Origin of the sequence: Agromyces laixinhei (assembly GCF_006337065.1) — a bacterium.
GTDB classification, from domain to species: Bacteria; Actinomycetota; Actinomycetes; order Actinomycetales; family Microbacteriaceae; genus Agromyces; species Agromyces laixinhei.
The window spans coordinates 3,203,537-3,227,352 of sequence record NZ_CP040872.1 but is presented as its reverse complement, the minus strand read 5'-3'; the positions used below and the strand labels follow the sequence as shown (position 1 = coordinate 3,227,352).

At 67.9% G+C, this 23,816-nt stretch carries 17 protein-coding genes and 1 pseudogene; 14 read left to right on the top strand and 4 right to left on the bottom strand.

Translation table 11 applies throughout. From position 1 onward, the window contains the following. Positions 1 to 88: 88 nt before the first annotated feature. The 7 genes from FHG54_RS15310 to FHG54_RS15280 all read left to right on the top strand — a co-directional run bounded on the left by FHG54_RS15310 (position 89) and on the right by FHG54_RS15280 (position 10,766). Positions 89 to 1,675, top strand: coding sequence for a sugar ABC transporter ATP-binding protein (locus FHG54_RS15310; protein ID WP_139418033.1), 1,587 nt, complete (start codon positions 89 to 91; stop codon positions 1,673 to 1,675). Further along, complete coding sequence (locus FHG54_RS15305; RefSeq protein WP_139418032.1) at positions 1,672 to 2,772, top strand: ABC transporter permease; 1,101 nt, start codon at positions 1,672 to 1,674, stop codon at positions 2,770 to 2,772. Before FHG54_RS15310 ends, FHG54_RS15305 begins: the two co-directional genes overlap by 4 nt. Continuing rightward, positions 2,769 to 3,821 (top strand): ABC transporter permease, encoded by a 1,053-nt coding sequence (locus FHG54_RS15300; protein WP_139418031.1) that lies wholly within the window; start codon positions 2,769 to 2,771, stop codon positions 3,819 to 3,821. Before FHG54_RS15305 ends, FHG54_RS15300 begins: the two co-directional genes overlap by 4 nt. Positions 3,822 to 3,824: 3 nt before the next feature. Beyond that, complete coding sequence (locus tag FHG54_RS15295) at positions 3,825 to 4,532, top strand: L-ribulose-5-phosphate 4-epimerase (protein WP_139418030.1); 708 nt, start codon at positions 3,825 to 3,827, stop codon at positions 4,530 to 4,532. Next, positions 4,529 to 6,136 carry a xylulokinase gene (locus tag FHG54_RS15290; RefSeq protein ID WP_420837418.1) on the top strand — a complete coding sequence of 536 codons (1,608 nt, stop codon included), beginning with the start codon at positions 4,529 to 4,531 and terminating at the stop codon, positions 6,134 to 6,136. The genes FHG54_RS15295 and FHG54_RS15290 overlap by 4 nt, the downstream gene beginning before the upstream one ends. 95 nt (positions 6,137 to 6,231) lie before the next feature. Further along, complete coding sequence (gene araA / locus FHG54_RS15285; protein WP_139418029.1) at positions 6,232 to 7,743, top strand: L-arabinose isomerase; 1,512 nt, start codon at positions 6,232 to 6,234, stop codon at positions 7,741 to 7,743. Positions 7,744 to 7,778: 35 nt separating this feature from the next. After that, positions 7,779 to 10,766 (top strand): immunoglobulin-like domain-containing protein, encoded by a 2,988-nt coding sequence (locus tag FHG54_RS15280; protein ID WP_139418028.1) that lies wholly within the window; start codon positions 7,779 to 7,781, stop codon positions 10,764 to 10,766. A 98-nt stretch (positions 10,767 to 10,864) separates the two neighbouring features. Here FHG54_RS15280 and FHG54_RS15275 read toward each other — a convergent pair whose 3' ends face one another. After that, positions 10,865 to 11,248, bottom strand: a complete 384-nt coding sequence (locus FHG54_RS15275) for a glyoxalase superfamily protein (protein WP_139418027.1) — start codon at positions 11,246 to 11,248, stop codon at positions 10,865 to 10,867. A 152-nt stretch (positions 11,249 to 11,400) separates the two neighbouring features. Here FHG54_RS15275 and FHG54_RS15270 point away from each other — a divergent pair, with 152 nt between their 5' ends. Further along, a complete protein-coding gene (locus FHG54_RS15270) occupies positions 11,401 to 11,973 on the top strand; it encodes an HhH-GPD-type base excision DNA repair protein (RefSeq protein ID WP_139418026.1) in 573 nt (190 codons plus the stop codon). Between the two features lie 48 nt (positions 11,974 to 12,021). Here the strand turns inward: FHG54_RS15270 and FHG54_RS15265 are convergent, their stop codons facing one another. Next, entirely contained in the window at positions 12,022 to 12,873 is an 852-nt protein-coding gene (locus FHG54_RS15265; protein WP_139418025.1) for an EndoS/ChiA family endoglycosidase, read from the bottom strand. Between the two features lie 28 nt (positions 12,874 to 12,901). Then, positions 12,902 to 13,153: pseudogene (locus FHG54_RS17160) on the bottom strand (EndoS/ChiA family endoglycosidase); the annotation flags it as partial. Positions 13,154 to 13,440: 287 nt separating this feature from the next. Here FHG54_RS17160 and FHG54_RS15260 point away from each other — a divergent pair. Then, positions 13,441 to 14,463, top strand: coding sequence for a LacI family DNA-binding transcriptional regulator (locus FHG54_RS15260; RefSeq protein ID WP_139418024.1), 1,023 nt, complete (start codon positions 13,441 to 13,443; stop codon positions 14,461 to 14,463). A 44-nt stretch (positions 14,464 to 14,507) separates the two neighbouring features. Here FHG54_RS15260 and FHG54_RS15255 read toward each other — a convergent pair whose 3' ends face one another. Further along, complete coding sequence (locus FHG54_RS15255; RefSeq protein ID WP_233437802.1) at positions 14,508 to 15,965, bottom strand: glycoside hydrolase 5 family protein; 1,458 nt, start codon at positions 15,963 to 15,965, stop codon at positions 14,508 to 14,510. Between FHG54_RS15255 and FHG54_RS15250 the strand changes: the two genes are divergently transcribed. From FHG54_RS15250 to FHG54_RS15230, 5 genes are read left to right on the top strand one after another with little or no spacing between them, the layout of a single operon-like run. Next, the gene (locus FHG54_RS15250; RefSeq protein WP_139418023.1) at positions 15,964 to 17,253 is read left to right on the top strand and encodes an extracellular solute-binding protein; all 1,290 of its coding nucleotides are present in this window, start codon (positions 15,964 to 15,966) and stop codon (positions 17,251 to 17,253) included. The two genes, FHG54_RS15255 and FHG54_RS15250, sit on opposite strands and share 2 nt — an antisense overlap. Positions 17,254 to 17,284: 31 nt before the next feature. Further along, positions 17,285 to 18,346 carry a carbohydrate ABC transporter permease gene (locus FHG54_RS15245; RefSeq protein ID WP_232333662.1) on the top strand — a complete coding sequence of 354 codons (1,062 nt, stop codon included), beginning with the start codon at positions 17,285 to 17,287 and terminating at the stop codon, positions 18,344 to 18,346. Continuing rightward, positions 18,343 to 19,248 carry a carbohydrate ABC transporter permease gene (locus FHG54_RS15240; RefSeq protein ID WP_139418022.1) on the top strand — a complete coding sequence of 302 codons (906 nt, stop codon included), beginning with the start codon at positions 18,343 to 18,345 and terminating at the stop codon, positions 19,246 to 19,248. The genes FHG54_RS15245 and FHG54_RS15240 overlap by 4 nt, the downstream gene beginning before the upstream one ends. Beyond that, the gene (locus FHG54_RS15235) at positions 19,245 to 20,666 is read left to right on the top strand and encodes a family 20 glycosylhydrolase (protein WP_139418021.1); all 1,422 of its coding nucleotides are present in this window, start codon (positions 19,245 to 19,247) and stop codon (positions 20,664 to 20,666) included. The genes FHG54_RS15240 and FHG54_RS15235 overlap by 4 nt, the downstream gene beginning before the upstream one ends. A gap of 48 nt (positions 20,667 to 20,714) precedes the next feature. Beyond that, positions 20,715 to 23,705, top strand: a complete 2,991-nt coding sequence (locus FHG54_RS15230) for an alpha-mannosidase (RefSeq protein WP_139418020.1) — start codon at positions 20,715 to 20,717, stop codon at positions 23,703 to 23,705. The last annotated feature ends 111 nt before the right edge of the window (positions 23,706 to 23,816 follow it).

Below are 23,816 nucleotides of genomic sequence, written 5' to 3'. Positions count from 1 at the left end.
GTGCGGGGTCCATCCCCAAGGGCCCCGCACCGTTCTCATGAGACTTCTCGGCCGCACGGTCGGCCGAGCACACAGGAATGCGAATGCCATGACTGAACCACTGCCCATCGTCGAGATGCGTGACATCTCGATCGAGTTCCCGGGTGTCAAAGCCCTGGACGGAGTGGACTTCCGACTCATCCAGGGTGAGGTCCACGCCCTGATGGGCGAGAACGGGGCCGGCAAGTCCACCCTGATCAAGGCGCTCACGGGCGTCTACAAGATCGACTCCGGCTCCATCCTCGTCTCCGGAGAGGAGCGACTCCTGCACGGCACCGCGGATGCCCAGGCCGCCGGAATCTCCACCGTGTACCAGGAGGTCAATCTCGTCACCAATCTCTCCATCGGAGAGAACGTGATGCTCGGCCATGAGGTCCGCGGGCTGCTCGGCATCAACTGGCGAGCCACGCACCGCGCCGCCACCGAGGCCCTCGCCCGACTCGGCCTCGACTACCTCGACACCCACCTGCCCCTGTCGTCGCTGTCGATCGCGATGCAGCAGCTCGTCGCCATCAGCCGCGCCATGGCCATCAAGGCCAAGGTGCTGATCCTCGACGAGCCGACCTCGAGCCTCGACGCCGCAGAGGTCGAGGGTCTCTTCCGCGTCATGCGCACGCTTCGCGACCAGGGTGTCGCCATCCTCTTCGTCTCGCACTTCCTCGATCAGATCTACGCGATCAGCGATCGGCTGACGGTGCTCCGCAACGGCAAGTACGAGGGCGAGTACCTCACCCGCGACCTCGACCGACACGCCCTCATCTCCAAGATGATCGGCAAGGACCTCGATGCGCTGAAGTCGCTCGGCGGCAACCGCCGCACCGAGGAGCGCGATCGCGCAGTCGACCCCGTCGTCGCCATCGAAGGACTCGGCCGTCGCGGCTCGATCGAGCCCACCGACCTGGAGATCCACCGCGGCGAGGTCGTCGGTTTCGCCGGCCTCCTCGGCTCCGGCCGCACGGAGCTCGCCCGACTGCTCTACGGCGCCGACCGGCCCGATGAGGGATCGATCACGATCCACGGCAAGCGCGTCGACGTGAAGTCCCCGGCCGACGGATTGAACCACCGGGTCGCCTTCTCCACCGAGAATCGCCGCGACGAGGGGATCATCGCCGATCTGACCGTGCGCGAGAACATGATCCTCGCCGTGCAGGCGGAGCGCGGGTGGGCGCGGCCGATTCCGAAGAAGGAGCAGGAGGAGATCGTGCAGCGCTACATCGCAGCGCTGAACGTGCGCCCTGCCGACCCGAACCGGCCGATCAAGAACCTGTCGGGCGGCAACCAGCAGAAGGTGCTGCTCGGCCGCTGGCTTGCGACCAAACCGGAACTGCTCATCCTCGACGAGCCCACCCGCGGCATCGACGTGGGAGCCAAGGCCGAGATCCAGGAGGCCGTCGCCGAACTCGCCGAAGAGGGCATGTCGGTCGTCTTCATCTCCTCCGAGCTCGAGGAGGTTGTGCGACTCAGCGAGCGCATCGTCGTGCTCAAAGACCATCAGAAGATCGGTGAGATCGTGAACGGACCCGACGTGACCGCCCAGAGGATCGTCGACGTCATCGCGGCGCACGGCGTGGAAGCCGCCGCCCACAGCAGCCTCGTCGAGGCCGAAGACGACATCATCGCGGAGGTGAACGAATGAACACGCAGACCACCGGCGGCATGACGTGGTTGACCGACCTCGTCCGGCGGCCGTTCTTCTGGGGGATCGTCGCGATCTTCGCGCTCCTCGCCCTCAACGTCGTGAAGGACCCGTCGTACCTGGCCGTCTCCCTCAACCCGGCCAACGGTCACCTCGTGGGCAACATGGTCGACATCATTCGTGCCTCGGCCCCGATCATCATGATCGCGATCGGCATGGCGCTCGTGATCGCGACGGGCGGCATCGACCTCTCGGTCGGCTCGATCATGGCGGTGTCCGGAGCCGTCTCCATGGAGTTCCTGAAGAGCGCCTCCGACACGGGATCCGGCGGCGCGATGCTCGCGGCGGTCGGGCTCGCCCTCATCGTCAGTGCCGTGCTCGGCGCAGTGAACGGCGTGCTCGTCGCCTACGTCGGATTGCAGCCGTTCATCAGCACGCTCGTGATGATGCTCGCCGGTCGTGGTCTCGCCAAGGTCATCACCGGGGGCCAGAACACGGCCGCCTCGAACGACCCGTTCGAATGGATCGCGAACGGTTTCCTCATCGGGCTGCCCGTCGTCTTCCTCCTGGCGATCCTCATCGTCGTGATCGTCGGCCTCGTCGTGCGGCGCAGCGCCCTCGGCCTCATGATCGAGGCGACCGGCATCAACCCGAAGGCGAGCCGCATGGCCGGCATCAAGCCGAAGGGCCTGCTCCTGACCGTCTACATCGTCAGCGGGCTGCTCGCCGGCGTCGCCGGGATCATGTCGGTCGGCACGGTGATGACCGTCGACGTGTCCCGCACCGGGTACCAGATGGAGCTCGACGCGATCCTCGCGGTCGTGATCGGCGGCACCTCCCTCGCCGGCGGCAAGTTCTCGCTGGGCGGTGCAGTCGTCGGTGCGCTCCTGATCGCCACCCTCGACAAGACCATCCTCTTCCTCGGCATCTCCTCGTCGGCGACACCCGCGTTCAAGGCGATCGTGATCGTCGTGCTCTGCCTGCTCCAGTCGGAGCGCGTGCGCAGCTGGTTCGTCCGTCGTCGACGACCACGCACACCCGAGCCCATCCAATCCAGTAGCAGTACCGAGTCGACGAAGCAGGAGGTGCCGGCATGACCGACGTGAAGACTCCCGAGTCGCAGACCCTCGATTCCCCGACCGCCGCGACCGGCTTCGCGGGGTGGTTCCGGCGCATCCTCAGCACGAACCCCTCGGCACTGCCGACGATCGCCGCGGTGCTCATCTTCGTGGCCATGGTGATCTACGGCGAGGTCACCTACGGGCGCATCCTGCAGTTCAACACGATGTCGAACCTGCTGATCAACAACGCGCACCTCATCGTGCTGGCCGTGGCGATGACGTTCGTGATCCTCACGGGCGGGATCGACCTCTCGGTCGGCGCCATCATCGCGTTCTCGAGCGTCGCGGGCGTGATGCTCTCGAGCGCCGGGTGGAATCCGTATCTCGTCATCGTGCTCATGGTCGCGTTCGGTGCCGTCTTCGGCCTGATCTCGGGCATCCTGATCCAGTACTTCAACGTGCAGCCGTTCATCGCGACACTGGCGATGATGTTCCTGGCACGAGGGCTGGCATCGCTGCTCAGCACGGTTCCCGAGCGGCTCTCCGATGAGTCGCCCATCCGCTGGCTCGGAACGCAGCTCAAGGTGATCGACGGCGAAAAGGTCAACGACCTCGTCGTCACCCCCGGCGTCGTGATCGCGGCCATCGTGGTGATCGTGGCCTTCGTGGTGCTCCACCGCACACGAACCGGCCGCACGGTGTACGCGATCGGCGGGTCGGAGAGCTCGACGCAGCTCATGGGTCTGCCGGTGCCGCGCACCAAGGTGCTCGTGTACGTGATCAGCGGCACGCTCTCGGGCGTCGCCGCGGTGATCTACACGTCACGGCTCGGAATCGCGCAGAACATCACCGGCATCGGCTGGGAGCTCGACGCCATCGCGGCGACCGTGATCGGCGGCACCCTCCTGACCGGTGGGTACGGCTACGTGCTCGGCTCGGTCATCGGCGCCCTCGTGCTCGGACTCATGAACGTGCTCATCACCCGCGATGGCGGTATCCGCCCCGAGATGACGACCATCATCACCGGCGGCATCCTGCTCGTGTTCGTGCTGCTCCAGCGCGTCGTCTCGCGGAAGCGGGAGTAGGTCATGGCGGAGTGGAGCCCCGAGACGGATGCCGCGATCGCCGTCGTCCGTGAGGATGTGGCGAAGCTGCACGGCGAGCTCGTGCGCTACGGCCTGGTGGTCTGGACCGGCGGCAACGTCTCGGGCCGCGTGCCCGGCGCAGACCTGTTCGTGATCAAGCCGTCGGGGGTCTCCTACGACGACCTCGCGCCCGAGAACATGATCCTCTGCGACCTCGACGGCAACGTGATCCCGGGTACGCCCGGGAGCGAGCGCAGCCCGTCGAGCGACACTGCGGCGCACGCCTACGTGTATCGCAACATGCCCGCCGTCGGGGGAGTGGTGCACACCCATTCCACCTACGCGGTCGCGTGGGCTGCGCGGGGCGAAGAGATCCCGTGCGTGATCACGGCGATGGCCGATGAGTTCGGCGGCCCGATCCCGATCGGTCCGTTCGCGATCATCGGCGACGACTCGATCGGTCGCGGCATCGTCGAGACCCTCTCCGGGCATCGCTCGCGCGCGGTGCTCATGCAGAACCACGGCCCGTTCACCATCGGCACCTCTGCGAAAGACGCGGTCAAGGCCGCGGTCATGGTCGAGGACGTCGCCCGCACCGTGCACTTCGCACGAGAGGCGGGGCCGCTGATCCCGATCCCGCAGGCCGCCGTCGACCGTCTCTATGATCGGTACCAGAACGTATACGGCCAGAGCGGGGACGAGCGCCGATGAGTGGCACGATGACGGATGCCGCGGCGGCGGCGATCCTCGAAGGTCGCACGTCGCTCGGAATCGAGCTCGGCTCGACGCGCATCAAGGCGTGCCTGGTGCTGGCAGACGACCCGGCCACCGTGCTCGCCGTCGGCAGTCACGAGTGGGAGAACCGGTTCGAGCACCGCGTCTGGACCTACGCGCTCGATGACGTGTGGACCGGCGTGCAGGCCGCCCACGCCGAACTGGTCGCCGACGCTCAGCGCCGGCACGGGGTGCAGCTGACGACGGCCGGGGCGATCGGCGTCTCGGCGATGATGCACGGCTACCTCGCCTTCGACGAGAGCGACGAGCTCCTGGTGCCGTTCCGCACGTGGCGGAACACCAGCACCGGTCGTTCCTCCGAGGTGCTCTCCGCCCTGCTCGGCGTGAACATCCCGCTGCGCTGGTCGATCGCGCACCTCTACCAGGCGGTGCTCGACGACGAGCCGCACGTCGCCGACGCCGCCTTCCTGACGACGCTCGCCGGCTACGTGCACTGGAAGCTCACCGGGCGCCGGGTGCTCGGTGTGGGCGATGCGTCGGGCATGTTCCCCATCGATGCCGCCACCGGCGACTACGACGCCTCGATGCTCTCGAAGTTCGACGGGCTGGTCGAAGAACGCGCGTTCGGGCTGAAGGTCGCCGAACTGCTGCCCGAGGTGCTCGTCGCGGGGCAGCAGGCCGGCGAGCTCACGGCCGACGGCGCTGCCCTCCTCGATCCCTCGGGTGCGCTGTCGCCCGGCATCCCCTTCTGCCCGCCCGAGGGCGACGCGGGCACCGGCATGGTCGCAACCTGCTCGGTCGCGCCCCGCACCGGCAACGTCAGCGCGGGCACGAGCATCTTCGCCATGGTCGTGCTCGAGCGGCCGCTCGCCGGCATCCACCACGAACTCGACCTCGTCACCACGCCGGCCGGCGACCCGGTCGCGATGGTGCACTGCAACAACGGCGCGAGCGAGCTCGCAGCCTGGGTGGGAATGTTCTCCCGCTTCGCCGAGGTCACGGGCGGCGGGCACAGTTCCGACGAGGTGTTCGAGGCGCTCTTCCGCGAGGCGCTCGACGGCGATCCCGATGCCGGCGGCCTCCTGGCCTACAACCATCTCGCCGGCGAGCCGATCGCGGGGCTCAGCGAGGGGCGGCCGCTGTTCGTGCGCACGCCCGACAGCAGTTTCACGCTCGCCAACGTGATGCGCGCGCAGCTCTACGGTGTCTTCGGCACGCTCAGCCTCGGCATGCGCGTGCTCGCGGGCGAAGGCGTCGAACTCGATCGGATGTTCGCACACGGCGGCATGTTCCGCACCGCCGGCGTCGCGCAGCGCTTCCTCGCCGGAGCCCTCGACGCTCCCGTCGCGGTCGGGGAGACCGCGTCCGAAGGCGGCGCGTGGGGCATCGCCGTGCTGGCGTCGTACCTGTCCGCGTCAGACGGTCTCGACCTCGACGGTTACCTGCGCGAACGCGTCTTCCGCGGCGACGACTTCAACGTCGTCGACCCCGACCCCGAGGACGTCCCCGGCTTCGCCGCCTATCTCTCCCGGTATCACGCGGGTCTCGAGGTCGAGCGGACCGCCGTGCGGGTGCTCTGACCGCGACATCCGGAATCGCACGAATCTCACGACCCGTACGACCCGTACGACCAAGAACGATCAGAACGAACAGATCCACCAGCGAAGGAACCACCATGCCCCGTCAGCCCCTCTCCACCTCGCTCGAGTCCTACGAGGTGTGGTTCGTCACCGGCAGCCAGAGCCTGTACGGCGAGGAGACCCTCCGTCAGGTCGCCGAGCAGTCCCAGGCGGTCGTCGCGGGCCTCGGCGGCCTTCCCGTGAAGGTCGTGTGGAAGCCGGTCCTGAAGGACTCCGACTCGATCCGCCGACTCGCACTCGAGGTGAACACGCGTGACGACGTGATCGGCGTGATCGCGTGGATGCACACGTTCAGCCCTGCGAAGATGTGGATCGCGGGCCTCGACGCCCTGCGGAAGCCCCTGCTGCACCTGCACACGCAGGCCAACGTCGAACTGCCCTGGGCCGACATCGACTTCGACTTCATGAACCTGAACCAGGCCGCGCACGGCGACCGCGAGTTCGGCTACATCCAGACGCGGCTCGGCGTCGCGCGCAAGACGGTCGTCGGTCACGTGTCGAATCCGGTCGTGCGGCAGCAGATCGAGGACTGGGAGCGCGCCGCCGCCGGCTGGGCGGCATCACGCACGCTGAAGCTCGCGCGTTTCGGCGACAACATGCGCTTCGTCGCGGTCACCGAGGGCGACAAGACCGAGGCTGAGCTGCGATTCGGCGTGCAGGTGAACACGTGGGGCGTGAACGAACTCGTCGCCGCGGTCGAGTCGCAGAGCGAAACGGATGTCGATGCGCTCGTCGCCGAGTACGTCGAGATGTACGAGGTGGCGGGCGAACTGCTCCCGGGTGCGGAGCGACACCAGTCGTTGCGTGACGGCGCCGCGATCGAACTCGGCCTTCGCTCCTTCCTCGAGGAGGGCGGATTCGGCGCGTTCACGACGTCGTTCGAGGATCTCGGCGCACTCAAGCAGCTGCCGGGTCTCGCGGTGCAGCGCCTCATGGCCGAGGGCTACGGCTTCGGCGCCGAAGGCGACTGGAAGACCGCGATCCTGGTTCGCGTCGCGAACGTGATGGGGTCGGGGCTGCCGGGCGGTGCGAGCCTCATGGAGGACTACACCTACGACCTCGTGCCCGGTGCGGAGCGCATCCTCGGCGCGCACATGCTCGAGGTCTCACCCTCGCTCACGTCGGCCAGGCCGCGCCTCGAGGTGCACGAACTCGGCATCGGCGGCAAGGACGACCCCGTGCGTCTCGTCTTCACCGCAGATCCAGGGCCCGCCCTCGTCGTGGCGATGAGCGACATGCGCGACCGGTTCCGGCTCGTCGCCAACGTCGTGCAGAACGTCGACGCCCCCGATCTGCCCAAGCTCCCGGTCGGGCGCGCGGTGTGGGAGCCGGCACCCGACTTCGCGACATCCGCAGCCTGCTGGCTCGCTGCCGGCGCCGCCCACCACACCGTGATGACCACGGCGGTCGGCATCGAGGTGTTCCGGGACTTCGCGGAGATCGCTGGGACCGAGCTCGTCGTCATCGACGAGGACACCACCGTGCGCGGCTTCCAGCGCGAGCTGCGCTGGAACCAGGCGTACTACCGACTCGCTCAGGGCATCTGAGCGAGCGCACACCAGATCCGAGAGGGTTCTCGCCGATGAGACCACTATCGACCACGTCCGCGAACGCACCACGCCGGCGCTCCACGCGCCCGGCGCTCGCGTCCTCCGTCGTCGCCGCGCTTGCGGTGTCGCTGCTGGGTTCGGCGCCGCTCGCCGCGAATGCCGCCGAAGTGCCGGCTCCGACCGCCCACTACGACATGTCGCATGAGGGTTCGACCCTGCTCGACGTGTCGGGCAACGGCCGCGATGCGACCCTCACGGGTCTCACCGACGAGTCGTTCGTCACCGCGGGCGGCGGCGACGTGCTGCGCTTCAAGGCCGACGGCTACGCGGCACTTCCGCAGGGCCTCGTCACGGCGGCGGACAACAGCTTCACCGTCGAGTACACCGTCTCCACCCAGACCGCCGCGAACCACTTCGGCTGGGTCATCGGTGCCGGCGTCGGCCCGTGGGACACGACGCAGCTCGGCAACCACATCTTCCTCAGCCCCCGCTCTTCGCAGGGCGGCTATTCCAATCAGGTGCTGGCCGCCATCCGCGTGAAGTCGGGTGCGGGCAACGGCGAGACCCGCATGCCGGCAGGCGGCGGGCTGAACCCCGGGTTCACGACGCTGACCATGGTCGGTTCGGGCAACACGCTGACGCTGTACCGCGACGGCGTCGTGATCTCCACGGTCACGCACACGCGCTCGCTCAGCTCGATCATTCCGAGTGGCGACGTGCTGGGCTATCTCGGTCGTTCGCTCTACCAGGGCGACCCCCTGCTTCGGGCCGACGTCTCCGACGTGAAGTTCTGGGATGTCGCGCTGACCGCTGACGACGTCTCGGCGAGCATGCCCACGGCCGCCGAGAAGACCGCGGCCACCGAGGGGCTCATCCGCGGCGACATCCTCGCCGCGATGCTCGGCGCCAACCCGTCGCTCGATGCGGTGTCGAGCACGCTGACGCTGCCGGCATCCGTCAACGGCATCACCCTCGCGTGGTCGTCGTCCGACGAGGCGGTCATCTCGACCACGGGCGCGGTCTCGCGTTCGATCACCGAAGACACGCCGGTGACGCTGACGGTGACGACCTCGCTCGGCTCGACGCTCACCTTCGACGCGACGGTGCTCGCACCGAGCGTCTCGGCCGACCTCGACGCGATCGCACTCGACGAGCGCACGACCGAGAACCTCCCGTTGGCGACGACGGGAACGGTCAACGGCGCGGCCATCACCTGGACGTCGTCCGACCCGGCGCTCGTCACATCGACGGATGCCGCATACGCCGCGCCCTCGGTCGGTTCGGCCGACCCCTTCGCCGGCGGCGGGCTCGTCACGCGACCCGCATACGGCGAGGGCGACCGCGAGGTCACCCTCATCGCCAGCGCAACGCTCAACGGGCAGACGGCCGAGCGCACCTTCGAGGTCACCGTGGCCGAGCACGGCCGTTCGGCGCCCGACGCCGGATACGCGGCCGCGTACTTCAAGTCCGACGGCGACGAGAAGATCTACCAGGCCGCCACCACGGGCAACGACTTCTTCACCTTCGAGACCGTCAACGGCGGCAACCCGGTGATCACCTCGACGGCCGACACCACGGGCCTGCGCGACCCGTACATCCTCCGCTCCCAGAACGGCGACAAGTACTACATGATCGCCACCGACCTCTGCATCAGCTGCGGCACCGGCTGGGGGCCGGCGCAGTCGGCTGGAAGCCTGAAGATCAACGTGTGGGAGTCGACCGACCTCGTGCACTGGGAGCGCACGAACGGCGAGAACTCGGGCATCAGCGTCAACCAGCCCGAGGCCGGTATGACGTGGGCTCCCGAGGCGTACTGGGACGACGAGCTGCAGTCGTACGTCGTGCACTTCTCGTCTCGGTTGTACGCCGACGCGTCGCACACGAACAGCGACAACCTCCACGCCCGCGTGTTCACGGTGCTCACGCGTGACTTCACGACGTTCACGTACCCGCCCACCGAGTGGCAGAACACCGGTTACGCGCGCATCGACTCGACCATCGAGAAGATCGGCGACTACTACTACCGGTTCACGAAGAACGAAGAGGGCGGCGCCGCAGACGGCCTCGAGGCGGGAAAGGACATCTTCCTCGAGCGTTCGAAGGTGCTGACGGCGCCCACGACCGGATCGGATTGGAACGCCGATCCCGAGACGACGTGGCAGCTGACCGACACCAACATGACGCGCCTCGAGACGAACCAGGTGGGTGAGGGGCCGCAGATCATCAAGCTGAACGAAGGCGACCCGAGCAACACCGCCGACGACGACGGCTACGTCTTCCTCGTCGACAACTTCAGTGCCGGCGGGTACCGCGCGTTCGTGACCAGCGGCGACGAGATCGCGAGCAGCACTCAGACCGACCGCCTGTCGAAGCGCGCGGACTGGAACGTGCGCCCGGTCGGCGGCCTGCCCGCCAGCCCCCGTCACGGCTCGTTCGTGAGCGTCTCCCAGTCGGTGCTCACGGCGATGCACGACTGGACCTCGGTCGCCGCGGTGTCGTCGAGCACCACACTGGCGGCAGACGGTCGCACCGTGACCGCGGAGGTCTCCGCGGCCGACGGCGGCCAGGTCGCGGGTGCCGTCACGTTCACCGGCGGCAGCTGGAGCGAGATGGTGCACCTCGTCGACGGCACCGCGTCGGTGGCCGTGCCCGCCGACGTCGACGCCGTCATCGCCTCGTACGACGGGTACGTCGACGGGCTCGTCAGCCCGTCGGTGTCGACCGAGATCGAGCTCGAAGCCGGCCTCGCCCTCGCGGCCTCGGCGACCACGCGTTGCGTCGCCGGCAAGGTCTACGAGGTCGTCACCGTGCGCAACGCCGACGATGCCACCGCGACCGTCACGATCACGACCGCCTACGGCACCAAGACGATCTCGGTCACGCCGGGCAAGGGCGTGTCGAGCTCGTTCGCGACGCGATCGGCTTCGATCGACGGCGACTCGGCGTCGATCGAGGGTGAGTCCGCCGACGGGCGCAGCCACCGGTCGCAGGTCTCGGTCGCGGCCGCCGGCTGCGGGTAGTCCCTCCGATCGGCCACGAGGGCCCGCATTCGCGTCGCGCGAATGCGGGCCCGCTGCCGATGACGGGGGCGCCGCGGCATCCGCTCACCCCGCGACTGCTACGCCTGCTGGCTGTAGTCGGGCAGTTCCTGCAGCGTCCAGCGATTGCCGTCGGGGTCTGCCAACGTGATGAAGCGGCCCCACGCCTGATCGTCGACGCCGTCGGCCTCGACGCCCTTGGCGCGAAGGTCGGCGAGCACGGCGTCGGCGTCGGCGATGACGACCTGGATCGAGTCCTGCTGGCCCGGCTGCAGTCCGCCGCCGAGACCCTCGCCGATCGCGATCGAGCAGGCGGAACCGGGCGGTGTGAGCTGCACGAAGCGCAGCCCTTCGGTGACGGTCTGGTCGTGGTCGGCGTTGAACCCGAGCTTGTCGACGTAGAACGCCTTCGCGCGGTCGACGTCGGTGACGGGCACGAAGATGAGTTCGATCTTCCAGTCCATGATGGTGACTCCTCCGAGGGTGGGGTGCGATCCGTTCCATCGAATCGCCTGCTTCGACGGTAGACAACGAAGCGGTCAGTTCTCGTCCGCATTCGGCGGGCTCGATTCGAAGCGCTCGGGATGCCGCGGCGCCCGAGTGGAAGGATGGGGGCATGGCATTGCACATCACGGGGGAGCAGGCCGCCGACGAGCTGCTCAGCGACGACGCGTTCGCGCTGCTCACGGGAATGCTCCTCGACCAGCAGGTGACCATGGAGTCCGCGTTCGCGGGGCCGGAGAAGATCCGCTCGCGCATCGGCGCGATCGACCCCGAGACGATCGCGGGCTACGACCCCGAGGCGTTCGTCGAGGTCTTCAGGCAGACCCCGGCGGTGCACCGGTTCCCGGGCTCGATGGCCGGTCGCGTGCAGGCGCTCGCCGCGGCGGTCGTCGGGGACTGGGGCGGAGAGGCATCCGCCATCTGGACGCTGGATGCGCCGAGCGGCGCAGAGGTGCTCACGCGGCTGAAGGCGCTCCCGGGCTTCGGCGAGCAGAAGGCGAAGATCTTCCTCGCACTGCTCGGCAAGCAGTGCGGGGTCGAGGCTCCCGGCTGGCGCGAGGCCGCCGGGGCCTACGGCGACGAGGGGGCGTTCCGCTCGGTCGCCGACATCGTCGACCCCGAGTCGCTCGCCAAGGTGCGGGCGACGAAGCAGGCCGCCAAGGCGGCGGCGAAGGGCACAGGGTGAGGGCGGACGCGGCCGATTCCCGCATCCGCCCTCCATCGATCCGTGGGGTCAGTGCGCCCAGGGCGTGAAACGCACCGTCGCCGCATCGGAGGCCGCGGTGTTCCACCACTTCTGCGTGATCGACACGCTCATCAGAAACGTGAGCTTCCGGTCGAGCGTGACCGACCAGGTGCCGTCGTGGCCGACCGTCGTCTGCGCGTCGGAGGGCAGACGGCCGAGACCCCTGGCGGAGAGATCGATCTGGGCGTTCGGGAACCCGGTACCCGTGATCGTCACGCGGTCACGGCTCAGCTTCGCAGCGGGCGCGGCGGGCGGGGCGTCGACGACGCCGGCCGCCTCATCCTGCAGCGAGATCAGCGCCTTCGTCCACGAGAACACGGTCGGGGTGATGGTGTCGTCTCCCCAGACCTTGCCGTCGCGATCGACCGCGTATGAGAAGAAGCCGCCCTTGGTCGCTCCCTCCGGTTGCCACGTCGCGTACTGGTAGGCCGTCGATGACGGTGCCGTCGCCGGATCGTACAGACCCTCGGCGTCGCCCCAGCGAGTGCGGTCCTGTTCTTCGGGGAACGAGAACCCGGGCAGGAACTGGCACGGTGCGATCTCGTCGGCGAAGGTGTTCCAGGTCGACTGCATCCCCGCGGTTCCGCGGCCGTAGGCCTGCAGCAGCACGAACGACACATTGTCGGACACCGCCTGGAACAGGGCCGTGTCGCCCGACTGGTTGGTGTCGTAGATGAACAGCTGGTCGGTGCCCGACTTCGGCCCGATCAGCTCGCCGAGCGCGTTGAAGACACCGATCGCACGGGTGAGGCCATCGCCGCTCGGGTAGGACTCGACGTCGATGTCGAGTCCGTCGAGTCCGTAGGGGGGTGACGTAGGTGTCGACCAGCTCCTGCGCATAGGCGCGATAGGCGGCTTCGGTCAGCGGGATGTCGGCTTCCGCCAGGTCGTCGATCCACAGGGTGTACACGGCCCTCGTGCCCTGGGCGTGCAGGGCCGGCACATAGGTGTCGCGGAGTGTGTCCCAGTACGCGGTGTCGGCGGTGTCTCCCGCGTCGAAGACCATCGCGACATCGATCCCCGTCGGAAGATCGGTCATGCGGCTGACGTTCGGGTCGGGCAGATTCGAGTTCGCGCTCTGCGGCACCGTGACGTCGCGCCAAGTTCGGTAGTACGCCATCGCGAGCGGCTCGCTCTCGCAATGCGCGGTGTTCCCGGCAGTGGTGGCGGCGGTGTCGACGGCGAATGCAGGCTGAGTGCCGAAAGCGGCGAGTCCGGCCAGCAGCGTTCCCGCTCCGAGTGCTGTCGTTCGTTTCATGGCTTCTCTCTTCTTCGAGGGGGAGCGTGAGAACATCACGATTCCCATGGCGTTCGAAACTATAGCGATTTAGTTCTTGCGTGTCACGGAACACGCAACGGCACGGTTCAATCGAACCGGCGAGCCGCCTGTATCGCTACAGTGAGGACATGCCGAAGGCGAAACGCGTCACCATCACGGACATCGCGAGACTCGCGGGAGTGTCTCCGGGTGCGGTGTCGTTCGCCCTGAACGGACGCCCGGGCGTCAGCGACCAGACCCGTCAGCGCATCCTCGACATCGCGGCCGAGCACCAGTGGCTGCCGAGTTCCGCCGCCCGCGCGCTGGTGGGTTCACGTGCCGGCGTCATCGGCTTCGCGGTGAACCGGTCGGCGGGCACGCTCGGCACCGAGGCCTTCTTCACCGACCTGATCGCCGGTGTGCAGTCCGCGCTGGCCGAGTACCGCATCGCCATGCAGATGGTGCTGGTCTCCTCGATCGAAGAGGAGGTGGCGATCTATCGTCACTGGCGCAGCGCCAACCAGGTCGACGGCGTGATCGTGATCGACCCTCGCGACGACGACCCCCGGCTCGCCGCACTGCAGGAGATGGCACTGCCCGCCGTCGTCATCGGCAGTCATGAATCGGAAGCGGGGCATCCCGCGGCCATCTGGCTCGACGACCGGCACGTGGCCCATTCGCTCTTCGACTACATGGTCGCGCTCGGGCACCGCTCGATCGCCTTCGTCGCCGGGCCGGCGGAGTTCCAGCACACGAGGATGCGCACCGAGGTGCTCGAAGGGCTGGGTGCGCGCGGGATCGCCGGTGAGGTCATCGCCACGGACTTCTCGCCGAACGCGGCGGCGACGGCGATGCGCCGTCTGCTCAGTCGCCCGCAACGCCCGAGCGCCGTGGTCTTCGACAACGACGTGATGGCCATCGCCGGGCTCCGGGTCGCGCAGGAGATGCGGGTGGCCGTGCCCGATGAGCTGTCGATCGCGTCATTCGACGACTCCGTCGTCGCCGGGCTCGTGCGGCCCTCGATCACGTGCATCACACGCGACACCTTCGGCCTCGGCGCAGCCGCGGCCGAGTTTCTGCGGGAGCAGATCGAGTCGGCCGAGGTGCTGCCCGACCGCGTGGGCGCATTGCCGCAACTCACCGTGCGTGAGAGCACCGCCGCCCCGCATTGAGCCCCGGCACTGACCCGCGTCGGGCCGTCCGATCGGCCGGCCGATCAGTCGGCGACGACCGTGTTCTGCGAGGAATACGCTGCCTCGTCGCCCAGAGCCGGTCGAACGAGCTCGGTGATTCCGCGAGCCGCGAGGATCTCGGGCCTGTCCGCATCCAGCGACGTGACGATGGCGGGATCGACGCCCGCGGTGCAGGCATCCACCCAGGCCTGGAAGATCGACCCGCCGGGGCTCATCGCAGCCCGGCTGATCGGGGTCTCGTGCTCGTCGACCTCGATGACGATGCCGAGGTTGCGAACCGGCGGCTCCGATCGTCGGCGCAGTTCCGGGATGAGCTCTGCGTACCGGCGGCCGATGGGTTTGATCCGTCGGTCCTGGTCCACGAGGCCGAGCGTGTACTCGAGCTCGGGGAAGTCGGCCAGCCTTCTGCTGACATCGTGGGAGCACCACCACGTGACCCCCCACAGGTTCTCGGTGCGGGCGGCGGAGCGCACGGTGGCCTCGAGGAAGCCCGGTGTCTCCTCGGGAGTGAGGCAGTTCGACGGCGCTCCGACCTCTTGCAGCCAGATCGCCCGGTGCGGGTCGGTGGCGAAGCCGCGGGCCAGCTCGATCAGGTACTCGGCGTGCCGGTCGGAGGCGATCGAGCGGCCGCCGTAGCGCTGCGCGGTCCCGTTGAAGATCCACGAGTGCACGGTGCTCATCGCGCCGAGTCGGGCCGCGTGCGCCGGGGTGAAGCCGTGTCCGTCCATGTACCAGGCCGCGTCGTACTCGCTGTGCACATGCTCCTGAGCCGGTGCGGCGGCCTGAGCGGCGTCAAGCAGGGCGGTGATCCAGCCCGCGGCTTCGGCGGGCGACACGGGCCACGGCGAAGGGTGGTTCTGCGCGGAGAACTGATTGGTCTCGTTGCCCAGGGTGAAGCCGAGGAAGTTGCCCGCCTCGCCGAGCCGTTCACCGAGGCCGGTGACCAGTTCCACCTGGCCGCTGAGCGCATCGGGGTGGGTGAACATGTTCTTGTCATGCCAGGTGTGCAACCACGAAGGGATGAAGTCGAAGCTCGACAGGTGCCCTTGGATGACGTCGACGCTCGCATCGAGTCCGAACTCCGCGGCGACATCCACCACGGCGCGGACATCGGCCACCGCCTGCTCGCGGATGAGCGTGCGATTGGGCTGCAGGAGGGTCCACAGCGGGAAGATCCGCACGTGGTCGAGCCCGATCTCGGCGAGCGCCTCGAAATCGCGGCGCACGTCATCGAGCTCCAACGACATCCACGCGTGCATCCAGTCGGTGGTGGGAGTGTAGTTGGCGCCGAAGCGCAGCGGGGAGGCGAGGCTGGTCATCGCGGTCCTTTCAGGTTCGGCATCGTGGCCGGTGTCGCCCAGCGCTGGACGAGTCGAAGATCGACGTGGCATGCTATGGTCACTATATCGTTTTAGTAGTGGCTGCGAGACGACCTGACGGGCCGCGCCGCAGCTGGACACTTCGAAGGAGAAACCGTCCATGAAGACCCGCACAACTGTGGCCGCCGGACTCGCACTGGCCTCTGCGCTCGCACTCACGGCATGCACGGGCGGAGCATCCGCGCCCGCTGCCGGCGGTGCCGACGGTGAGATCAGCGGCGAGATCTCGTTCCAGACCTGGTCGCTGAAGAACGACAAGTTCACGCCCTATTTCAAGAGCGTCATCGACGCCTTCGAAGAGGAGAACCCCGGCACGACCGTGAACTGGGTCGATCAGCCTGCCGACGGCTACGAGGACAAGATTCTGCAGCAGGCCGAGTCCGGCGAGCTGCCCGATGTCATCAACCTTCCGCCGGAGTATGCGCACTCGCTCGCTGCGGCCGATCAGCTCCTCGATCTGGCCAGCGCTTCCGAGATCCTCGACGAGTACGTCACCGGTGGTGTCGATGCCTACACCTACGACGGCATCGACGGATCGTTCGGCTTCCCGTGGTACCTCGGCACCGAACTGAACTACTGGAACACGGCGCTGCTCGCCCAGGGCGGCGTGACCGAGACGCCTGAGACGTTCGAGGCGACGCTGGATGCTGCCGAGAGCCTCGCTGCTGCCGGAATCCAGACGATCTCAGATGTTCCCAGCCCGAAATCGCTGCAGATCATGGTCTCCGACGGCGGCGGCACGCTCGACGTCTTCAAAGACGGCGAGTTCGTGTTCAACACCCCGGAGGCAGAGGCGATCGTCGAGCGGTACGCCGAACTGTACGAAGCGGGAGCGGTCTCTCCCGAGGCGCTGCAGAATGCGGGAACGGCCAATGCGAACATCAACAACTTCAACAAGGGCACCGTCGCCTGGGCGACCGCAGGACCGAACTACATCGACAAGGATCTCGCCGTGAACGCGCCGAACCTGCTGCCCGATGTCGCCGTCTCCAACGGCTTCGGCAACCCGCCGCTGTTCGTGCAGGGCATCAGCGTGTCGGGGAACAGCGAGAACGCCGCGACCGCGCTGGCCTTCGCCGAGTTCCTCACCGACACTGACAACCAGATCGAGTTCGTGGGGCTCGCGGCCGGTTTCTTCCCCGGCACGATCGCTGCCAACGAAGACGTCTCGGTCTTCGCCGAGGTCGCCCAGAACCCGATGCAGGAAACCGCCAACGAACTGGCCGCAGCGCAGATGGACGATGCGCAGATGATGGGCGCCCCGCAGTTCACCGAAGCGATGGAGACCTACGCGAAGCAGCAGATCGCCCTCGCCGTCAAGGGTGAGATCACGGCCAAGGAAGCACTGGACAAGTCGGTCGAGTACGCAGAGCAGAACTTCGTCGGATGACCGCTGACGAGAAGCGAAGGGGGCGAAGGCCATGAGACGACAGCGCTGGTACGTGCCGTACCTGCTCCTGGCCCCGGGCGTGATCTGGGTGTTCGTCTTCGCCATCTGGCCGTTCCTGAACACCGTCGCACTCGCGTTCACGGATGCTCGCCCCCTTCGCCCCGCCGAGTTCGTCGGTCTCGCGAACTTCGAGAAGATGTTCCAGGACGACAGGTTCGGCTACGCGCTGACCACTTCGCTGGTCTACGTCGTCGTGTGCGTGCCGCTGCTCACGTTCCTGCCGCTGCTGCTCGCTCTGCTCGTGCACAACAAGGTGCCGGCGATCGGGTTCTTCCGCACCACGTTCTACTTTCCCGTGATCGCCTCCGCGGTGGTCGTGGCGATCGTCTGGGAGTTCCTCTTCTCCGGAAGCGGAACGATCAACTCGGCGCTGAGCTTCTTCGGGCTCATCGACCGCCCGATCGAGTTCCTCTCCGATCGCTGGTTGCTGATCGGCTGTGCGATCGGGCTGACGGTCTGGAAGGGACTCGGCTACTACATGGTCGTCTACCTGGCGGCCCTCGGAAGCGTCGGGCGCGAGTTGCATGAGGCGGCCGCGATGGACGGAGCCGGCCGGTGGCGCCGGTTCTGGTCGGTGACCGTTCCCGGCGTGCGCGGTCCGATGATGCTCGTCTCGGTGCTGGTGTGCGTCGGCGCGATGCGGGTGTTCACCGAGCTCTACGTGCTCTCGAACGGTTCTGGCGGGCCGGGCGGCCGGGCCATGAGCATGGTGATGCTCATCCAGTCGATGGGCAAGGGGTTGAACGGCCAGGTGGGGTATGCATCCGCGATCTCGCTGGTGCTCTTCCTCCTCACGCTCGTTCCCCTGCTGATCGTCGCGCTCGTGAACAACGGCGACACCATCAAGGAGATGCTCTCGAACAGACGTGCGGCCAAAGCGGCTCGAGTCGACCGCGCGGCGACGGCTGAGGAAGCCGCGCGAGTCGACCGTGCAGCGTCGGCCGATGAGGCCGCGGGGGTCGACCGTGCAGCGTCGGCCGAAGCATCCGCACGAGTCGATCGGGCGGCGAAAGCCGAGGAGGCGTTGCGATGACCTTGACACGCGCGAACACCGCGGCGAAGCCGCGCAAGGAGAAGCCGTACCGCGGTCGCGGCTCTGCCGACATCATGAAGCCCACACCGGGCGGACTGGTCGGCAAGTACGCACTGCTGGTCGGCGTGCTCGTGATCATGGTGTTCCCCTTCCTCTGGCAGATGTCGACATCGTTCAAGGGTGCGACCGAGAACATCTACGACTTTCCGCCGCAGTTGATTCCGGCAGCGCCGACCCTCGACAACTACGCAGAAGTGTTCCGCACCATCCCGGTGATCGACTACGCATGGCACTCCCTGCTCGTCGGCGTCGGCACGGTGATCACCAACGTCGTCTTCGCCACCCTCGGCGGTTATGCGCTCGGCACCATGAAGTTCCGCTTCAAGTGGGTCATCCTGGCGATCTTCTTCTCCACCCTGCTGCTCCCCGCCGAAGTGACGCTGACGAGTCAGTACCTGACCATCAAGTCGCTCGGACTCGCCAATACCCTCTGGGGCGTGTTCCTGCCCGGCGCGATCGCGGCGATCAACGTGCTGCTGATGATGGCCGCGTGCCGCATGGTTCCGGCCGATGCCCTGGATGCTGCGACCATCGACGGTGCGAACACGATGCAGCGCCTGCGCCACATCGTGTGGCCGAACATCCGCGGCATGGTCTCGGTCGTCGCGCTCTTCTCATTCATCGGCGCCTGGGATGACTTCCTCTGGCCCCTGGTCGTGCTGTCCGACCCCGCGAACTACACGCTCACCGTCGGGATGCAGTACCTGAGCTCCAACTTCGCCGCCAATCCACGGGTGATCGCCGCGGGCACCATGATCGCGCTGGTGCCGATCATCGTGCTGTTCGCGGTGCTGCAGAAGCACTTCTTCCGTGGGGTGGAGGAAGGCAGCGTCAAGGGATGACCTCGCCCGACTCCGTCGGCCCGCGGTGGTTCTCGATTCCGCAGCCGACGTCTGTCGCCCTGACCGGAGGCGACTGGCGGCAGGCGTCGGTTCACGTCATCGCCGAAGCTTCGGAGTTCGAAGGAGAGGCGAGACGTCTGGAGCGCGAGCTCGCCGAGCTCGGCATCGAGCACGGCGGGCGATCCGCCATCCGGCTCCGCGCCGGCGGATGGAGCGGTGAATCGTTCTCGGTCGTGGTCGCCGATGACGTCGAGGTCAACGCCGGCACCCCTGCCGGGGTGTTCCGGGCCACGCGGCAGCTGTTGCAGAACCTGCGGGCGCACGGCGTGATCCCGCGCGGCCGGGTGGAGTCCGCTCCGGCGGTCGTCGAACGCGGCTTCCACCTCGACGCGGCCCGCAAGTACTTCTCGAGCGAGTGGATGATCACGCTGCTGCACGAGCTGGCAGACGTGGGCATCAACACGTTCCAGTGGCACTTCTCCGAGAACGAGGGCTTCCGGCTGGCATCCGAGCGCTTTCCCGAGATCGTCTCGGCCGAGCACGTGACCCGAGACGAGGCGGCGCGGGTGCTGGATGCCGCAGCAGACCTGCACATCGACGTCATACCCTCGCTCGACATGCCGGGGCACCTTCGGCACGCACTGGCGCAGCATCCGTCGCTCCGCCTTCCGTCTGCGGGCGCGCTCGAGACGGACCATGCGCTCGATGTCACCCGCGCGGATGCCGTGCGATTCGCCGAGAACCTGATCGACGATGTCGCGCCCGTCTTCGCACGCAGCACTCGATGGAACCTCGGCGGCGACGAGTTCGTGGACTTCGCCCGGATCGACGAGTATCCCGTGCTGGCGGAAGCCGCGCGTGAGCGGTTCGGACCGGAGGCGACCGGCTTCGATCTGCTCACGAGCTTCGTCAACGGCATCGGCGCTCATCTGCGTGAACGGGGCTTCGCGGCGCGGGCATGGAACGACGGGATGCTGCGCAGCAGCGCGGTGACGCTCGACCAGGAGATCGTGCTCACCTGGTGGACCAACTGGCATGCGCAGATGCGGCCGGTGGCGGATGCCGTCGGCGCGGGTCACGCCCTGGTCAACTTCAACGACGCGCTGTTCTACTACGTCCTCGGCGAGCAGGCGGGATACTCCTACCCGACCAGTGAGCGGATCTGGGCCGCAGACTGGCACCCCGGCCTCTTCTCCGCCCTGCCAGGGGGGAGGGTGCAGGAGATCGCTGCGCCCTACCCGGATGCATTGCTCGGCGTCGCGTTCTCGGTCTGGTCGGATGACCCCGCGGCCCAGTCGCCGCAAGAGGTCGGCGACGGCATCCGAGGGCCGCTGCGAGCCATGGCCGAGCGCGCCTGGAACGGCGGCAGCGCGCTCACCCACGAGGAGTTCCTCGCCGTCGCCGGTCGCCTGAACTAGACTCACCCCGCTAGAACGATTTAGTAACCCGAGCCCGGAGAATGACCCATGCATGACGACACCTCTCTCACCGTCGGCCGCGTCAAGCGAGTGCTCGAGGAGCGCATTCGCCCCGCCATCCACTCGGCGGCCGTGCCGCTGACGGTCGAAGCGCACGAACTCCCGGGAGAACCTGTCTCCGCGGCCGAGGGCCTCTCGCTCGAGTACACGCCGGCGCGGGTGGGTGAGGCGTGGGGCCCGGCGTGGGGCACCACCTGGTTCCGCCTCAGCGGCCGGGTGCCCGCGGAATGGGCCGGCCGCCGGGTCGAGGCGCTCATCGACCTCGGCTTCGACGTGAACATGACCGGGTTCCAGTGCGAGGCGCTCGCCTACCGCCACGACGGAACCCCGGTGAAGAGCCTCAACCCGCGCAACCAGTGGTTGCCGATCGCCGAGATCGCCGCCGGCGATGAGCCGGTCGAGCTCTACCTCGAGGCGGCATCCAACCCGGTGCTGCTCGACTACCACCCCTTCCTCCCCACCCGCGAGGGCGACATCCTCACCGCTTCGAAGGAGCGGCTGTACCGCGCACGCCGGATGGACCTCGCGGTCTTCGAACCCGAAGTGTTCGAACTGGCCCTCGACCTCGAGGTGCTCTTCGAGTTGCAGGCCGAGCTCGCCCCGACCTCGCCGCGGCGGATGCGGATCCTGCAGGCCCTCGACGACGCGCTCGACGAACTCGACCTGCAGCGCATCGTCGAGACGGCCCCCGATGCGCGTGCACGGCTCGTCGAAGTGCTGGAGGCGCCGGCCGATGCCAGCGCGCACCGCATCTCGGCCATCGGTCACGCGCACATCGACTCGGCCTGGTTGTGGCCGGTGCGCGAGACCATCCGCAAGGTCGCCCGCACCTCGTCGTCGATGACCGCGCTGCTCGAGGAGCAGCCAGAGTTCCAGTACGGCATGTCGAGCGCGCAGCAGTACGCGTGGCTGAAGGAGCATCGCCCCGAGGTGTTCGCGCGGGTCACCTCGGCCATCGCCGAAGGCCGCTTCCTTCCGCTCGGCGGAATGTGGGTCGAGTCCGACACGGTGATGCCCACCGGCGAGTCGCTCGTGCGGCAGTTCTCGTACGGTCAGCGCTTCTTCGAGCGCGAGTTCGGCATCCGCTCGAAGGGGGTGTGGCTCCCCGACAGCTTCGGCTACTCGCCGGCGTTGCCGCAGTTGATGCGGCGCGCGGGCTTCGAGTGGTTCTTCACGCAGAAGATCTCGTGGAACCAGCAGAACGTCTTTCCGCACCACACCTTCCTGTGGGAGGGCATCGACGGGTCGCAGATGTTCACGCACTTCCCGCCGATGGACACCTACAACTCGCAGCTCTCGGGTATGGAGGTCGCCAAGGCCGCTCGCCAGTTCAAGGAGAACCGGGTCGCGACCCGTTCGATCGCCCCCGTCGGCTGGGGCGATGGCGGCGGCGGTACGACACGCGAGATGGTCGGTCGCGCCCAGCGCATGAACGACCTCGAAGGCAGCGCTCGCGTCGAATGGGAGCACCCGGACGCCTTCTTCGAGGCGGCCAGGGCCGAGCTGACGCATCCGGCCGTCTGGGTCGGCGAGCTCTACCTCGAACTGCACCGCGGCACCCTGACCAGCCAGCACGGCACGAAGTCGCGCCACCGGTGGGCCGAGCACGCCCTCATCGAGGCGGAGCTGTGGGCGACGACCGACGCGGTGCGCAGCGGCGCCGCCTACCCGCAGGGCGAGCTCGACGAGCTCTGGCAGCAGGTGCTGCTGCACGAGTTCCACGACATCCTGCCCGGCACGTCCATCGCCTGGGTGCACCGCGAGGCGGTCGCCGTGCTCGACGACGTCATCGTGCGGGCGAAGGCGATTTCGGATGCCGCACGCCGATCCCTCGCGGGCGAGGGCGATCGCGCGCTCGTGTTCTCGCCGGCCTCGGTGGCGGGGCCGGCGCCCCTCGGGGCGACGACCGCCGCAACATCCGCCGATTCCGTCACTCTGGATGTGTCCGGCAGCGACCTCGTGCTGGAGAACTCCCTCGTGCGCGTGACGATCTCGGCGGAGGGCCTCATCGTTTCCGCGGTCGACCGTGCCACAGGGCGCGAGGCGGTGGCCGCGGGCAGCGCCGCGAATCTCCTGCAGTTGCATCAGGACTTCCCGAACATGTGGGATGCCTGGGACATCGACCGGTACTACCGCAACCGGGTCACCGATCTGCGCTCGGTCGTCGGCATCAGCTCGCGTCTCGTCGACGGCGTGGCCGAGGTCGTCATCGAGCGCGCCTTCTCGGAGTCGACGCTCACGCAGACACTCTCGCTGGCACCCGGCGAGCGGACGCTGAGGATCGTCAACGACATCGACTGGCGTGAGACCGAGAAACTGCTGAAGCTCGCCTTCCCGCTCGATCTGCAGGCCGCGCATACCGAGGCTGAGACCCAGTTCGGCTTCCAGTCGCGCGTCACCCACACGAACACGAGCTGGGAGGCGGCGAAGTTCGAGACCTCGATGCACCGCTTCGTGCTGGTGCGGGAGGCGGACTTCGGCGTCGCCCTCGTGAACGACTCCATCTACGGCTACGACACCACGCGCGACGTCGACGGCGATGCGGTGACCACCACCGTGCGCTTGTCGCTCCTGCGCGCCCCGCGCTTCCCCGACCCCGATACCGATCACGGCCGTCACGTGATCACGACGGGCATGGTCATCGGTGCCGGCCCGGCCGAAGCCACGCGGGCGGGCATCGAACTCAACGCGCCGGCCACCGTGCTGCACGGCGGGCGGGATGTCGCGCCCCTGGTGTCGGTCGAGGGCGATGGCATCGTCGTGTCGGGCGTCAAGCTCGCCGACGACGGTACGGGTGATGTGGTCGTGCGTGTGTACGAGTCGCTCGGGCGCCGGGTCACCGGCTCGCTCGCGGTGAACTTCGCCCACCGTGAGGTGCGAGAAGTAACCCTCATCGAGGACCCGCTCGACGACGCCCGGTTGGGCGGCGAGTTGAAACTGCGCCCCTTCGAGGTGCGCACGTTGCGCATCGCGCGCTGAGGTTCGCACTCCGGCCACGGTGCCGGAGTGCCGGAGTGCCGGAGTGCCGGAGTGCCGGAGTGCCGGAGTGCCGGAGTGCCGGAGTGCCGGAGTGCCGGAGTGCCGGAGTGC

What these genes read in the sequence shown, in the direction of transcription:
- FHG54_RS15295 (WP_139418030.1), top strand. Translation starts at nt 3,825, where the DNA reads ATGGCGGAGTGGAGCCCCGAGACGGATGCCGCGATCGCCGTCGTCCGT.
- FHG54_RS15305 (WP_139418032.1), top strand. Translation starts at nt 1,672, where the DNA reads ATGAACACGCAGACCACCGGCGGCATGACGTGGTTGACCGACCTCGTC.
- FHG54_RS15255 (WP_233437802.1), bottom strand. Translation starts at nt 15,965, where the DNA reads ATGGACGGTTTCTCCTTCGAAGTGTCCAGCTGCGGCGCGGCCCGTCAG.
- FHG54_RS15275 (WP_139418027.1), bottom strand. Translation starts at nt 11,248, where the DNA reads ATGGACTGGAAGATCGAACTCATCTTCGTGCCCGTCACCGACGTCGAC.
- FHG54_RS15235 (WP_139418021.1), top strand. Translation starts at nt 19,245, where the DNA reads ATGACCTCGCCCGACTCCGTCGGCCCGCGGTGGTTCTCGATTCCGCAG.
- FHG54_RS15250 (WP_139418023.1), top strand. Translation starts at nt 15,964, where the DNA reads ATGAAGACCCGCACAACTGTGGCCGCCGGACTCGCACTGGCCTCTGCG.
- FHG54_RS15310 (WP_139418033.1), top strand. Translation starts at nt 89, where the DNA reads ATGACTGAACCACTGCCCATCGTCGAGATGCGTGACATCTCGATCGAG.
- FHG54_RS15300 (WP_139418031.1), top strand. Translation starts at nt 2,769, where the DNA reads ATGACCGACGTGAAGACTCCCGAGTCGCAGACCCTCGATTCCCCGACC.
- FHG54_RS15245 (WP_232333662.1), top strand. Translation starts at nt 17,285, where the DNA reads ATGAGACGACAGCGCTGGTACGTGCCGTACCTGCTCCTGGCCCCGGGC.
- FHG54_RS15240 (WP_139418022.1), top strand. Translation starts at nt 18,343, where the DNA reads ATGACCTTGACACGCGCGAACACCGCGGCGAAGCCGCGCAAGGAGAAG.
- FHG54_RS15280 (WP_139418028.1), top strand. Translation starts at nt 7,779, where the DNA reads ATGAGACCACTATCGACCACGTCCGCGAACGCACCACGCCGGCGCTCC.
- araA (WP_139418029.1), top strand. Translation starts at nt 6,232, where the DNA reads ATGCCCCGTCAGCCCCTCTCCACCTCGCTCGAGTCCTACGAGGTGTGG.
- FHG54_RS15290 (WP_420837418.1), top strand. Translation starts at nt 4,529, where the DNA reads ATGAGTGGCACGATGACGGATGCCGCGGCGGCGGCGATCCTCGAAGGT.
- FHG54_RS15230 (WP_139418020.1), top strand. Translation starts at nt 20,715, where the DNA reads ATGCATGACGACACCTCTCTCACCGTCGGCCGCGTCAAGCGAGTGCTC.
- FHG54_RS15265 (WP_139418025.1), bottom strand. Translation starts at nt 12,873, where the DNA reads ATGCGCAGGAGCTGGTCGACACCTACGTCACCCCCCTACGGACTCGAC.
- FHG54_RS15270 (WP_139418026.1), top strand. Translation starts at nt 11,401, where the DNA reads ATGGCATTGCACATCACGGGGGAGCAGGCCGCCGACGAGCTGCTCAGC.
- FHG54_RS15260 (WP_139418024.1), top strand. Translation starts at nt 13,441, where the DNA reads ATGCCGAAGGCGAAACGCGTCACCATCACGGACATCGCGAGACTCGCG.